Origin of the sequence: Paenibacillus sp. FSL H7-0716 (assembly GCF_038002705.1) — a bacterium.
GTDB classification, from domain to species: Bacteria; Bacillota; Bacilli; order Paenibacillales; family Paenibacillaceae; genus Paenibacillus_AQ; species Paenibacillus_AQ odorifer.
Genome location: NZ_JBBODA010000015.1, coordinates 125,730 through 138,854, shown reverse-complemented (window position 1 = coordinate 138,854; position 13,125 = coordinate 125,730). Strand labels below are relative to the sequence as shown.

18 protein-coding genes are annotated in these 13,125 nt (G+C 42.0%); 7 read left to right on the top strand and 11 right to left on the bottom strand.

Features of this window, described 5'->3' with window-relative positions; translation table 11 throughout:
• Window positions 1-80: 80 nt before the first annotated feature.
• Complete coding sequence (locus MHH60_RS19375) at window positions 81-986, bottom strand: tyrosine-type recombinase/integrase (protein ID WP_076106781.1); 906 nt, start codon at window positions 984-986, stop codon at window positions 81-83.
• 28 nt (window positions 987-1,014) lie between these two features.
• The gene (locus MHH60_RS19370) at window positions 1,015-1,917 is read right to left on the bottom strand and encodes a LysR family transcriptional regulator (protein ID WP_076133707.1); all 903 of its coding nucleotides are present in this window, start codon (window positions 1,915-1,917) and stop codon (window positions 1,015-1,017) included.
• A gap of 128 nt (window positions 1,918-2,045) precedes the next feature.
• Between MHH60_RS19370 and MHH60_RS19365 the strand changes: the two genes are divergently transcribed.
• The 3 genes from MHH60_RS19365 (at window position 2,046) to MHH60_RS19355 (ending at window position 5,933) form a co-directional block, all read left to right on the top strand.
• A complete protein-coding gene (locus MHH60_RS19365; RefSeq protein ID WP_076133708.1) occupies window positions 2,046-3,368 on the top strand; it encodes an APC family permease in 1,323 nt (440 codons plus the stop codon).
• 105 nt (window positions 3,369-3,473) lie between these two features.
• Window positions 3,474-4,430 (top strand): alpha/beta hydrolase, encoded by a 957-nt coding sequence (locus MHH60_RS19360; protein WP_076133709.1) that lies wholly within the window; start codon window positions 3,474-3,476, stop codon window positions 4,428-4,430.
• A 189-nt stretch (window positions 4,431-4,619) separates the two neighbouring features.
• On the top strand, window positions 4,620-5,933 hold the full coding sequence (locus MHH60_RS19355; protein WP_076133710.1) for an outer membrane protein assembly factor BamB family protein: 1,314 nt from the start codon (window positions 4,620-4,622) through the stop codon (window positions 5,931-5,933).
• Between the two features lie 6 nt (window positions 5,934-5,939).
• Here the strand turns inward: MHH60_RS19355 and MHH60_RS33315 are convergent, their stop codons facing one another.
• From MHH60_RS33315 to MHH60_RS19330, 5 genes are read right to left on the bottom strand one after another with little or no spacing between them, the layout of a single operon-like run.
• Window positions 5,940-6,323, bottom strand: a complete 384-nt coding sequence (locus MHH60_RS33315; RefSeq protein WP_076133711.1) for a spore germination protein GerPE — start codon at window positions 6,321-6,323, stop codon at window positions 5,940-5,942.
• Between the two features lie 3 nt (window positions 6,324-6,326).
• The gene (locus MHH60_RS19345; protein ID WP_111504304.1) at window positions 6,327-6,503 is read right to left on the bottom strand and encodes a spore gernimation protein GerPD; all 177 of its coding nucleotides are present in this window, start codon (window positions 6,501-6,503) and stop codon (window positions 6,327-6,329) included.
• The gene (gene gerPC / locus MHH60_RS19340) at window positions 6,481-7,095 is read right to left on the bottom strand and encodes a spore germination protein GerPC (protein ID WP_076133712.1); all 615 of its coding nucleotides are present in this window, start codon (window positions 7,093-7,095) and stop codon (window positions 6,481-6,483) included. The genes MHH60_RS19345 and gerPC overlap by 23 nt, the downstream gene beginning before the upstream one ends.
• Window positions 7,096-7,137: 42 nt before the next feature.
• A complete protein-coding gene (locus tag MHH60_RS19335; protein ID WP_076133713.1) occupies window positions 7,138-7,365 on the bottom strand; it encodes a spore germination protein GerPB in 228 nt (75 codons plus the stop codon).
• Window positions 7,366-7,378: 13 nt separating this feature from the next.
• Window positions 7,379-7,603 carry a spore germination protein gene (locus MHH60_RS19330; protein WP_036687577.1) on the bottom strand — a complete coding sequence of 75 codons (225 nt, stop codon included), beginning with the start codon at window positions 7,601-7,603 and terminating at the stop codon, window positions 7,379-7,381.
• 115 nt (window positions 7,604-7,718) lie between these two features.
• Here MHH60_RS19330 and MHH60_RS19325 point away from each other — a divergent pair, with 115 nt between their 5' ends.
• Complete coding sequence (locus tag MHH60_RS19325; protein ID WP_076133714.1) at window positions 7,719-8,177, top strand: Hsp20/alpha crystallin family protein; 459 nt, start codon at window positions 7,719-7,721, stop codon at window positions 8,175-8,177.
• Between the two features lie 219 nt (window positions 8,178-8,396).
• Window positions 8,397-8,564, top strand: coding sequence for a hypothetical protein (locus tag MHH60_RS19320; RefSeq protein WP_169744777.1), 168 nt, complete (start codon window positions 8,397-8,399; stop codon window positions 8,562-8,564).
• A 121-nt stretch (window positions 8,565-8,685) separates the two neighbouring features.
• Here the strand turns inward: MHH60_RS19320 and MHH60_RS19315 are convergent, their stop codons facing one another.
• Complete coding sequence (locus MHH60_RS19315) at window positions 8,686-9,558, bottom strand: GNAT family N-acetyltransferase (protein WP_081388874.1); 873 nt, start codon at window positions 9,556-9,558, stop codon at window positions 8,686-8,688.
• Window positions 9,559-9,744: 186 nt separating this feature from the next.
• Between MHH60_RS19315 and MHH60_RS19310 the strand changes: the two genes are divergently transcribed.
• A complete protein-coding gene (locus tag MHH60_RS19310) occupies window positions 9,745-10,137 on the top strand; it encodes a hypothetical protein (RefSeq protein WP_076133715.1) in 393 nt (130 codons plus the stop codon).
• 5 nt (window positions 10,138-10,142) lie between these two features.
• On the opposite strand, the gene MHH60_RS19305 is transcribed toward MHH60_RS19310, so the two are convergent.
• Window positions 10,143-10,823 carry an SDR family NAD(P)-dependent oxidoreductase gene (locus MHH60_RS19305; RefSeq protein WP_076133716.1) on the bottom strand — a complete coding sequence of 227 codons (681 nt, stop codon included), beginning with the start codon at window positions 10,821-10,823 and terminating at the stop codon, window positions 10,143-10,145.
• Window positions 10,824-10,976: 153 nt separating this feature from the next.
• On the opposite strand from MHH60_RS19305, the gene MHH60_RS19300 reads away from it, so the two are divergent.
• A complete protein-coding gene (locus MHH60_RS19300; protein ID WP_076133717.1) occupies window positions 10,977-11,537 on the top strand; it encodes a TetR/AcrR family transcriptional regulator in 561 nt (186 codons plus the stop codon).
• 126 nt (window positions 11,538-11,663) lie between these two features.
• On the opposite strand, the gene MHH60_RS19295 is transcribed toward MHH60_RS19300, so the two are convergent.
• Window positions 11,664-12,077 (bottom strand): VOC family protein, encoded by a 414-nt coding sequence (locus tag MHH60_RS19295; RefSeq protein WP_076133718.1) that lies wholly within the window; start codon window positions 12,075-12,077, stop codon window positions 11,664-11,666.
• A gap of 34 nt (window positions 12,078-12,111) precedes the next feature.
• On the bottom strand, window positions 12,112-13,035 hold the full coding sequence (locus MHH60_RS19290; RefSeq protein ID WP_076133719.1) for a ketopantoate reductase family protein: 924 nt from the start codon (window positions 13,033-13,035) through the stop codon (window positions 12,112-12,114).
• Window positions 13,036-13,125 lie beyond the last annotated feature (90 nt).

Sequence of the window (13,125 nt, the reverse complement as noted above, 5' to 3'; positions counted from 1 at the left end):
CTGTTAGAATAAATCAATACCGTTATAATAACAAGTTATTTTTTTGTTATTAATTTTAGAGGAGGTTTCTTTCTTTCCAATCACAGCTGGATTTGTAATTTAGACATAGCCTCTTCCTTCTCACGACTGGTAATATGTGTGTATACGGTTGTAGTTTGGATCGAGGAGTGACCAAGCAGTTCCTGTACAGTGCGCAAATCTGCCCCTTTCCTCAGCAGCATGGTTGCAAAGGAATGTCGAAGCTTATGACTTGAATAAGGACGTCGCTGTGCTGCTGGCACATCCCTTTGGAAACGATCGAAGGTATCTGCTGCAATTTGCTGAATGCCGCGGATCGACAACCTGCGTCCTTTTTGTGAAATGAACATCGCTTCCTCTTTACTGCGCCAAGGATCTAACCTTTCTGCTAACGCAGAGTCCAGAAAAGGCACTACATCCTCGGGAACAGGCACATTACGCCATTTACGCCCCTTCCCAAACACACGGAGAGAATGTCTTTCTACATTATAATCACTCAAATTCAGTGTGTGGACTTCCCCCACCCGAAGCCCCATATAGGACATCAACAAAAAAACTGCTAAATTGCGCTTTTTGTATTTACCATCTATAGAAGATAAAAACCGCCCCAGATCACTTTCATCTAAGTAGACCGGCTCACGATTGATCTCCGTTTTGGATTTCTTAATCCCGGCTGCCGGGTTGTTCTGAAGTAATTCCAGCTCGATCAATGCCTTGAAAAAACAGTTAATCGCAGCATGCTTCCGGTTACGGGTCGCATCACTCACTCCACGTTCGCGGACAGAGGTCAAAAAAGAAATGACATGCAGCTTCTTCACCGTCTCAAGCTTTTTACCATTCAGGCTGTCTAAAAATTGTTTCACATCTACTAAATAGGATTTTTGCGTATAGGGAGTGTACCCGGCATCCTTCATCCAGATGAGAAAGGCCTCCAGCCCTTCTTCGTAGTCTTCACACCACTCATTCATGCCTTAGAGCCTCCTTGTTATCGTTGATCTATATTAAACTTCTCCATTGCTCAGCATGTTTTTGTATCGCGAGTAAGAACTCCGTCAGTACGGGCGATTTCCATTTCTTATGATGATAGGCGATCTGCGTCGCCACACGCTGTGATTCATCATTCCAGTTCAACCTGGCAAGTTTGCCTTCGGAGAGTTCATTTTTCACAGTAATTAATGGAAGAAAGGCAATGCCAAGATCAGCCATCACACATTGCTTTATCGCCTCGATGCTCCAAAACTCTAACGTGGGGTCAGGAAATACACCGTAACTGTTCAAATGCCGTTCAAATAAAGTCCGGTAGGAACAGCCCGTTTCAGTATGAAGTATGGTCACTCCTTTTAAATGAAGGGGTTCTACCTCAGCAAGGTTTAATAAGGGATGATCTGGCGCTGCGATCAGCGTCATCGGCTCATGTACTAATGTTTCTATATTTAAATCTTTATCTTCCGTCTCAGGTTGCAACAAGAACGCTAAATCCAGTTCACCCGAACGGACAAAATCTGATAGTTCCCAGCAAGCTCCAGGCTTCAGAAGAATTTGCACCTTCGGATATTTAGCGCGAAACTCCTTAATAATACCTGGTAAGCGAAATGCAGCTAGAGATTCAGGAGCCCCAATCCGTAAAGAACCCGTAAGTTCACTATCCGAGCGTAACGCGTCCTCTGCTAAAGTGTGCATTCTGGATATTTCCTGAGCGAACGGGAGCAACCGACGCCCTGCGTCGGTTAGGATAATCTTTTTACTGATCCGATCAAATAATGGCTGGCCAATTTCAGACTCTAGTGCTTGGATTTGCGCAGTAATACTGGACTGTGCATAATCAAGCTTCTGTGCTGCTCTAGTAAAACTGCCCGTCTCCACTACCACTAAAAAGGTAAAAAGATGACGTGACTCCATGAATTTCCCCCTAAATGAAAATGAACCATCGGAATATCGAATGGATACTATTCAAAAATTCTGTTTTTCCAATGGATCTATTATCTGCTACTCTAGAACAAAAGACAAGGAAAGCAGGATTAAAAAACATGAAGGAATCCGCTTCAAACACTTTACAAAAAAACATTGGCATGCCTCAGGCTATTGCCCTTTACATCGGGGCTGTGTTGGGTTCTGGGGTCTTAATTGTTCCTGGTTTGGCTGCAGAAATGGCGGGTCCCGCTTCATTACTGGCGTGGGGATTTATGTCGTTGCTGATTTTGCCGATGGCCTTATCAATGGGTCTGCTTTCTGCTAAATTCCCTAACGCCGGCGGTGTTTCCCATTTTGTAACGCTTGCTTTTGGTCCAAAAGCTGGCTCACTGGTGGGGTGGTTCTTTCTGATGTCTGTTCCGATTGGTGCACCTGTTGCTGCACTGACTGGAGCTGGTTATATGACAGCCGCTATGGGATGGGACGAATCTGCAAGAATTACTATTGCTGCTGTTATGTTGGTCATTGGTCTGATTACGAACTGGATTGGCATGCAGGTAGCTGGAAAGGTACAAATAGCGGTAGTTATAGCGATTGTTGCTGTGCTGGTCTTCTCCTTTGCTACTGCACTGCCCCGTATGGAAGTCGAACACTTCACTCCCTTTATCCCACATGGATGGATGAGCATTGGCCAAGCTGCTGCAATCTTATTCTGGTGTTTTATTGGCTGGGAAGCTGTCTCACACCTATCTGAGGAGTTCAAGGACCCACAGCGTGCCGCCGTTAAAGGAGTAACCATCGCCGCTATTATAGTAGGGGTTCTATATTTTCTCTCCGCACTAGCAACTGTTGGTACACAAAGCTACCTCAAAGGTGGATCAAGCACTTCACTCGTCTGGATTATTAGTCAGCCTCTTGGGCGCTGGGGAGGATTTATTGCCGGACTTACTGGTCTGTTCATCTGTACAGCCACAATTATTGCCTATGCAGGAGCTGCCTCACGTGTGGCTTATGCTTTATCCCGCCAAGGCTCTGCGCCGAAATGGATGGGTAAAATGTCCAAACAGTATCATACCCCTATCGGTGGAATAGCTTTTCTTCTGCTCTGTTTTGTATCGGTGATGACACTGTATGGCAGCGGGTCCATCTCCATCACCACTCTGATCCAGTTTCCGAATGCCACTTTTATCCTGACTTATATCGGAGGTTGTGCTGCAGGAATACGCCTGCTCAAAGGAAGTCGCTTAGGTGTGACGATAAGCTGGATTTCTTTTTTAGCAACAGCTGCTGTGTTTCCTTTTACGGGCTGGGCGATAGGCTATCCGCTACTCATCACTTTGGTGTTCGTCTGGATTATCCGTAATAAGCGTAAACAGAGGATACGTGTCTGTGAAGAGATTGGCCCTAAAACGCATGAGGAACAACAAAAGGTGTTGTAAGACTCTAACAAGTCCTAAACTGGCATTCGTTTCAGCAGCTGCTTAGATGGTTATGGAATGAAGAGGGTATACTAGACTATGACCAGTCAAAGGAGACGATAAATCATGCCAAACAAAACTAAGATCATTCTTGAGCCAGCGGCTCAAAAATTTGCCGATGATAATACGAAACCTCCCTTTCTATCTGACCTTGGGCCAGAAAAAGGCCGTGAAACGGTAGATAGCGTACAATCCAGTGAGATATATAAACCTGAAGTTGATATTGAAGATCTAATGGTGCCTGGTGGACCTAACGGTGATGTTTCCATACGAATTGTTCGCCCCCCTAGCTCCTCATCAGCATCGCTGCCTGTTATCCTGTACATTCATGGCGCAGGCTGGGTGTTTGGGAATGCCCATACCCATGATCGCCTGATTCGTGAACTAGCTGTCGGAGCGGAGGCCGCTATTGTTTTCCCAAATTACAGCCTCTCCCCAGAAGCTAAATATCCTACAGCGATTGAAGAAATCTATGCAGTACTCCAGTGGGCAGCTGAAAAAGGAAGCGAGCACGGATTAGATAGTAGCAAGCTTTCTATAGCCGGAGACAGTGTTGGCGGGAATATGGCCGCTGCTATTACTCTAATGGCTAAAGAACGGAGTGGGCCGAAGATAGCAAAACAGCTACTATTCTATCCAGTAACGGATGCCTCGTTTGATACCGAATCCTATCATGAGTTCGCCGAAGGCTATTTCTTGCAGCGAGACGGCATGAAATGGTTCTGGGATCAATATACTACTGACCCTGAGGAACGTAATCAAATCACGGCTTCCCCTCTTCGGGCTAGCCTAGAGCAGCTACGGGATTTACCAGATGCAATGATCATTACTGGTGAAGCAGATGTACTACGGGATGAGGGTGAAGCTTATGCCGCCAAATTGCGGGAAGCTGGAGTGAATGTTACGGCTGTCCGCTTCCAAGGCATCATTCATGATTTTGTCATGCTGAATCCTTTAGCCGAGACTCATGCTAAAAAAGGAGCCATCAAGTTAGCGACTACATGGCTTCGTGAAGGTTTCTAAACAAATCAACTGTTGACATATTCTTTTACTAGGCGAATTGGTTCACACAAGAATTCTTATGTGAAACTGATTCGCCTTTTATCGTTAACATAATGTTTATTATGTTAACAAGTGTATTTTTACAATTGAGAAACAAATATCCATTACCTGCGTCAATATATTATAAATGATCTATAAGGAGCTAAAATCGTGAAATATGTACCGTTTATCCTAAAGACTGTTATATCTTCCTCCTTGCTCGTATCTGGAGCTGGAATATATTTGCCTGGTGCTCAAGCAGCAGTAACAACCCCTACCTCCTCTTCAACAACCGGCGACTCCATCAACATAATTAAACCCTTATGGCACGACAAGGCAGATGGTCAAGGAATTTATAGCCAACAGGCCCCTATTGCAAATGGATTATTCTATTATTCTTCAGGCGGAACACTAAAGGCCGCCGAGCTCAGTACAGGCAAAGTTAAATGGTCCTACAAAAACGGAACAAATCCTGAGATTATAACGAATAATTCAGTTTTCTTTATCACTTATGAGGGTTATCTTGTAAAAGTTAATGCCCAAACGGGGAAGTTGCTTTGGAAGGTTAAGGCTGCCAAAGATCCGATTGAGATCGGTGCTTTCGCGGAGTTAGTTAACGGAGTGTTATACTTCCGTAACGAGCATGGTGGAATTGCAGCTTATCATCCGGTTACTGGTAAAAAGATCTGGGAAAATAAAGATATCCCTATGTATGTAGGAAGTATCGACGGCCTTTATAACGGGGTATTGGTAGTATCCAGTACCGTTGATAATAGGCGTACGCAGTTTTTCGGTCTTGATCCGGCTACAGGCAAAAGTTTATGGAGAATTCAGGGGTTCTATAGCTTTGTTGCTTACCGGAATGGTGAATTAATACTCCGCGAACAAGCCAATGCTGCAAATGATACCTCTAACGAGCCTCTTAAAGGCTATCAGATGACCCTGGTACATATTGATGTTAAAACTGGAAAAGCGAAGACCAAAAAGAACTACAAACCGCTCGAAGATGTCAGTAGACTCGGTAATTATTTCACATCACTTCAAGGCTCGTATCTATATACAGTCGATGGAGGTTTAGATCAATGGGGTGGTCATCCACTATACCGCTTTACCTTAGGTCAAGAAACAACGAGCGAACCCAAAAGTTATCAGGAGTACGGAGATTGGGTGGCTGGACCAGTAAATAACATGGCTTTTTTCCAAAAGGGTGCACAGATCACTGGCGTTCAAATGAACGATAATCGTATTATAAGCTTCAACGGACCGGACAGTCCCGCGCTTAGCGTTCAATTTCTGGGTAAGGGGATTTACGCTGGCTATGAGAATGGCTACTTCTATATCATAAATGCAGAAACAGGAAAAACACTTGGCAAAGTAAAGACCGGAGCACAACAATACGGCACACTATTCAGTACGAATGGTATTCTCTACATCCAGACGGAGCACGATATATTCGCGATCCCCCTGCCAAAAGAATTAAAATAGTTGTTGTTACTCCTCTTCTTTTGCAGCCACTTCTCGTTTAAACTCACTGGTTCGACTCTCCAGATGAACTGACCCGCTGTTCCCAATCTGGAAGGTCGTGCCAGAACCAATCGACAGAATTTTGATATATTGTATATTAATCGTTGATTCTGCGGAATCCTTTAATATCACAAACTCATCCGCTTCATGCCCTTCGTTTGTCCACACAGGGATAGGAATATCTATTAGTGTAGTATCTTTCGTACGATTATTAATCTCCTTTATGTCAAAAAGGTAATTCTCCTTGCTTCCCAGAAATTTAGATTGAACCCGGTTTACAGATCCACATATAAAAATAGAACTGTCAGACAGATTGTTGATATAGACATCTTGTATGCGAGAGATATGCATAGATTAACTGCCTTTTTTAACTTGATCTGGAGCGCTCTGAGTATATTCTATTACGCTGTCAAACGCCGAGGAGCAATGAATGGATTGAGTATCCCCTACTAAAAATACTGATGAACCCGAGATCGAAACGACTTTCACTGCATTGACACTAATATCTCTATTGATCACCGTTATCTTCATTCGTCTCCCGCCTTCCGGTTATATTTATTTCCAAATGACGCTCTACTGCCGTAACGATATCTCGTTTGATTTGCTCTACAATAGATGCGCATTCTTCATCAGTGTATCCACGCCCTTCCACTGTGGCAGGGAGTTGGCTTACATACTCGTTAATCCGTCCATCCATCTGATTCAGCAGATCCTGAGTCACCATTTGGATATATTGCTCATCAATGCTTAAATTCTTCTCTTTTTCTAATCGTGAAAATTGCGAGGGAACCTCTTCTTGCACATACTTCAAAATCTGTGGGCGAATCTGATCCGATAAGGCAGTTGTACCTACCTCCTGCTCTCCAATAGGTTTACCGTTGATCATCGCTTCATCCAGATTGTTCCCCTCATTCGGTGTAATGCCTATATTTAAAGTGCCTTCCAGCTTTTCGATTTTTAATTGTTCAAAATGATAATTAATAGGTCCTATACTTGCAGATTTATTGTTCTTTATGCTGTCTACATCGCCTTGCAAATCTCGAAGCTGCTTCTCTAGCTGTTGAATCTTCTCCGCTTGCAATCTTAGTGCATTAAAAACCTGTTGAGCATAATACGGATGCATACAACCCCCTCCTATGGTTTATTGTATGCGGGGACAAAGAGCCTAATTCAGATGTGCATATAGTTCCGCCGCTGGCGGTAAGGGCACAAGGGGTGAATCCATTTTTTCCGTTGGAGTCGTTGGAGGCGTTGTTGGAGCTCCAGGGGTCTCATAATTATGAGACAAAGTATTGATTCGTCCCGATGTACCTACCTGAAGAACCGAGGAATTAGAGATAGTGCCGATTTTTAGATTATAGATCGATATGCATTGATACACCGTAATGTTCATTTAAACCCCACCCTTAAGGAGGTGATACTTGATCCACCACATCTGAATCCATCGTATTAGTACTACTGGCCGCATTATTCGTTATATTCGTACCTATGGAGTCACCAATGGAGAAGGAGTTGGCACCGGCATAAATTTTAGAGTTGCTGCTCAGGATAACGGATGCCGTATTTCCTACTAAGACTGTGGAGCTTGGGCCTACGCTATTGATTTTAATATTGCCGATGATTGAAACCACCAAACCACTCCTCCTTTCGGAATGATAAGCTATTCTATGTAGATATTCGCCCAGATGTCACTGAATAAGTCAAACGCCCATACAATAGATAAAAAACCGTAGGAGGCGTAGAGCCATGAGTCCCAATAAGACGAACCCTTTAGATTGGATGAATGAAGATCCCTTTTTTAAGAAAAAGTTATCCTTGAAAGCTCTTGAAGAGCAGTGGAAGTTGGATCCTAACCAAATTGACGGGTATGTCGAAAAAGTAATCCGTGAAGCAACTGCAGCGACCTCCTCTTCATTTATGAACGAAACCTCAAGTTTAAGTTTTGAGCATATTGACACTCATAATCACCTGATTACCAAAATTCGTATTCCGAGCGGAATCCACCCCGAAAGTATATGGGCACAAATCAATCGCACACAAATAAAATTAACAGGTTTAGGAAAAGATCATAGCGAGATTATTCAGTTGCCAGTTCCCGTCATTCCAGATCAGAGCAGAGGCACTTATAAGCAAGGTTCCCTGCAATTCAGAATGCCTAAAATGTCAGCGGGAAGATTCAAAGATATCGACATCCGTTATTTATAAAATATTCCTTTAAAATCCACCTATTTTACTCGTCCAAGTGCCTCGTTCCCCCTAAAAAATCGCCTTAAAATCAAAACAGCGTATAATTTAAGTTATACGCTGTTTTTTAAGGGTGTTTTTTGGCCCTTTTTCTTCCGATTTCTATTCTTTTCGCTCTTCGAACTTTAAGTTCCTCTTGGTCATAAGATGGAGTATTAAGAGTAAAGGTGGGGTCAAATCATGTCTAAAAACAAACGCGGCAAAGCACTTTGGCGCATTCCATCCCGGGCCAGAGGAACATGTCCTATCTGTGGAAGCACACGTATTAAGCTGTTGTACTTCGGGAAAGGCATTTCAGGTGAAAAGCTTAACGTATGTAAGAAATGTGATGGGAAGCAAAAGGCATGAAAGCACTTAGCAGATAATTCACAGAACAGGTTACCAAATAAAGTGCGACCTTAACCTCGAACCTAGCCTCGACAAAAAAGCTATCGCACTTTGCTTGGTAATCCTTCACTTTCAAAAACTTTTATAGTTCAATCCGATATCGTCTTTCCTCATTCGTTAGAATGAATCCGACAGATTCATATAGCCGTAATGCAGAATCATTTTCCGTAAGCACCATCAGACATGCCTCTTCCAGTCCGTGGGTTCTAAAATAGCTCAATGCTCGAAAAAGCATGTACTTAGCAATTCCAGATCTTCTCCAAGGTTCAAGTACAAATACATTCTCGATGTAGCCACCCTCCTCTTCCTGCCAGACCATTAAGCTACCCGCAACCTTCTCTCCTTCTCGAACAACAAGTGATGTCCAGAGCGGATTTTGTTTAAACTCAGCTAACCGTTCTTTTCCTAGCGGAGTTTCCGGCCAAACCTCAGCTTCTAATTCCAAATAATGCGCTTCTTCTTCAGGCGTCTCCATATCCCAGGTTGCGAATTCAAACGCCTCAGCCAGAGTGGGTTCAGACAAGCTATCACTAAGATTGTGTTTCATCTTAAATAAGCTATTATAATGAGAGAAGCCCTTCACTTTTTCGAAAAATTGAGTATTCAAGACCTCTGCCGAATCGTTCCCTACACATAGAGTGGTTTTGTACTCCTTCGATAACGTTTCTTTTAATTCAAGTGCTCTTAATAAGAGTGACTGATACACTTTTTCTAATAAATCATAATCGCCTTCACGTTCTGGTATTGTTTTTAAGTTCAGGTAGATCGAATGTCTGCTATCCTTGGAACGGCCGGGCGGCACAATATTGATGATGCTCACTTGACCTTTGGCCACCATTTTACCGTCCTCGAAAGCGCAATATACATTTTCCCAATTTTCCTCATTCCCAACCCACCAAAAAACAACATTCCCCTTTGAAGATACTGAGTTATAAAGTTCACCAAGTAATGGCATGTCACCTTGTTCAAAATGACGAATAGTAGTCAATACAAAACCCCTTTTCAAAACATTAATATGGAATATATTTATAATAACATGCATGTCCACGCTTTATTTGGTAATGAATTGTTATAAATAACTTCTCCTTGTTGTAACATTTTTCAGCAGAACCCTGTCTTACTTATATAGGGGGACTGAAAGATGAGAAAACGATTTTTTATAGGGATTACGATATTTCTGATTGCTTGTGGAGTTGTTCTTGGTATAGGGACGATATCAAATCTTCTGAGTCCGTTTAAAAGCTTCTCAGTCATCGTAGATAATCAATCTGATGTTGATATTAGCTCTATCGAAGTAGGATTAATTCGTGCGGATTCAAAGAAATTGTATACAAATCCAATAAAAGCAGGACAAAAGAAAAAATTTAAACCAAAATTGAGTTTAAAAGGTGAAGGTGCTATATATCTTCGATACACCAACTCTAACGGACAGTCTAAAGAACAAACCGTGTGCGGTTATACCGAATATTTATCAGGTCATTCCAAAGTCACGATTACTAATGAACGCACAACCGTTGTTCAGCAATGTAATTAAGTTTTTTAATTTGGAAGATGGGTCAGGTCGAATCCTAGAGGGAATACTTCCTCAAAGTTATCTTGCTTTTCATATAAGCTATACCAAGTTTCTGCAATAACATCAGGATCACCAGCTGTTCCAGCTTGTATCATTGTCCCTATGGAAAGATGGCCGACAAATACTCCTTTATCTATTAACTCATTGTGTAAAGCATTAGCATAATTTCGTATACCGGACATTACAATGCCGCCATTTCCTACAAAAGGTAACGGGAACATAGCAGAAATACCAGTGGTAAAAAGAATGGCCCCTGATCCTCTATGGATCATATCGGGTAATACTTCATTAACTGAAAGAACGGCGGGCAGCAAGTAACTGTTTATTTGTTCCAACACACTTTGAGGTGTCGTTTTCAGCACATGAGTGAATTTATCCCACCCTGCATACGGACTGAACTCTAGTACATCGATTGAACCAAACTCTTTTATTATCGCTTGAAAGACTTGTTTTAGAGCTGCTAAATCTGTCACATCCGCTACAAAAGATTGTGCTTCAATATTAAGTTTCTTAAGTTCACTTATAATCATTGATAATTTCTCGGGATTGCGTGAAATGACAGCCACCCTAAATCCATTAACTCCGAATTTTTTAGCTAGAGACAATCCTAACCCAGGCCCTGCACCAACGATAACAATATTTTTCATTTTTGATGAACTCCTTTTCTATGATATATTAAAGTAACAGCTGTTGCTTTAATTGCTAATATACAGCTACTAATTTAATGTATCAATCAACAATCAACCTGCAAATGTTGCTATAGCAACAAGATTGCTAAATTGTTGGGTAGGAGCGAAGTAATGGCTACTAAAGTAAACAATATTCGACTGACACAGACTAAACAGTCTTTAATTGACTCCTTTTTACGGTTAGTTTCCCTGAAGGATTTTGAGAAAATAACAATCGTCGATATAACAAAGGGAGCTAAAGTTAATCGAGCCACGTTCTATGCACACTTTAATGATAAATATGAATTATTGGATTATATTATTGGTGATTCGGCATCCGCTGCTATTGTAAAACATACTGAAGGAGAAATTAAATTCGATCAAGAAGGCATCATTCAACTCGTATTATCGGTATTCGATTTCTATCAGCAACCGAACATACAATGCCGCAGCAGTTATATAGGGATGATTGTCCCTCAATTGAAAGAGAAGATTATAAATGAACTGAAGGTTCACTTATCTAACGCTTTAGGAGATATTTACCCATATAACGAGAAAAGCTTTTATGTACCGATCATCGCACAAATGATCCATGAAGGTGTCTATCAATGGGTAACAGGGAATAATACTATAAATCAACAAGAAGTCGCCGAGAGAATTTCATCATTAGTCGTACGCGGGCTGCAATCGTGAGTTAAAATCAGAAGATTCCTCAGACCTTTCCGCTGCATGACACTAAGGGGCCGAGCTCGTCATTTACAGACGAACTCGGCCCCTTGTGATACAGAATATTATCTGACCGTGCTATACATCAATCGTTTACACATTCCCCGAAAGATTTAATTGCCATGACACACCAAATTGATCCGCCACCCAGCCAAATTTCGAACTGAATGGATATTCGCCTAGTGGCATGAGCACCTGTCCACCCTGGGATAATGCTGCATAAACGCGGTCAATTTCAGCTTCACTTTCACAATTCACATATAAGGATACCGCTGGAGTAAAGGTGAATCCATGCTTCACGTAGCTATCTATACACATAAAGACTTGTCCATGTAATGAAAAAGAAGCCTGCATGACACTCCCTTCAGGTCCTGCTTCGTCTGCTCCATAACGTTTAATATTGATGATTTCGGAGTAATCAAATAAAGAAGTATAGAAATTCATAGCTTCTTCAGCCTTTCCTTCGAACATTAGAAAAGTCATTATCTTTTGATTCAGTTCCTTCATAATTGTCCAGCTCCTTACAGTCATTTTATACGGATCATCTCATATCATTAACGCTTTCGTATACTTTCAAACGGGCATATACGGTTTCAAGAACGGGATACGCAACTTGACCAGGTACAGCCATCGCCAAAAGTGCACCATGCAGATGCTCAGCTTCCACTGGCAGATGTTTAAGCATATCCCTATGCATAGAGGAGGTGAATTCGGGCAGCACCGAATCCATCTTTTGCATCGTGACCGATACCATATCTGCTCCAACAGACATACCTGCACTTTGCGCTATACTCACGATCTCATTCAGAAGCTGCTCATAAATAGCACGCGCTGTAGGTGAGGCTAAAATGGGTCCAACCGAGCTATCCATTAAAGTTGTAATCCCGCTTAAACTAGCCACGAATATATATTTCTGCCACACTTCGCGCTGAATATCAGAACTTAGTATCACAGTGAATCCTGCTTTATCCAAATGACTGAGAAGTTTCTGCGTTCGTTCTGACTCCCCACCTGCCCATTCCCCAAACACAATACTATGAAAAGAACTACTTTGTATGATAGCTCCATTAGAATCTAACGTTGTTTCGATATAACAAAGACCACCCAGTACCTTTTCTGCTCCAAAATGCTGCTGCAAAATACCAAAATGTTTATACCCATTAAGGAGCGGGAGAATCATTGTATTTTCACCGACGAAAGGGGTTAGATCCATCATCACCAGAGGTAAATGATAGGCCTTCACTGCAATAATAATACAGTCAAACGGCTCTGCCTTCTCCCCATATGTAATCGTCCGAACGGGAGTCTGAAAGTCACCATGCACACTTTTTATTGCCAGACCCTCATCTTCTAACTGCTTTTGTTTAGTAGAACGGACTAGAAAAGTTACATCTTCCCTTTTTTGAACCAGACGCCCTCCAAAATAACCACCAATAGCTCCTGCACCCACGAATAGAAAACGCATGTAATTCTCCCCTTTTTTCACCTTATTTTAAACAAATAAAAAGACCGCTTAGCTTATCCGCTAAACAGGTCCGAATGGCAAAAAAAGAGT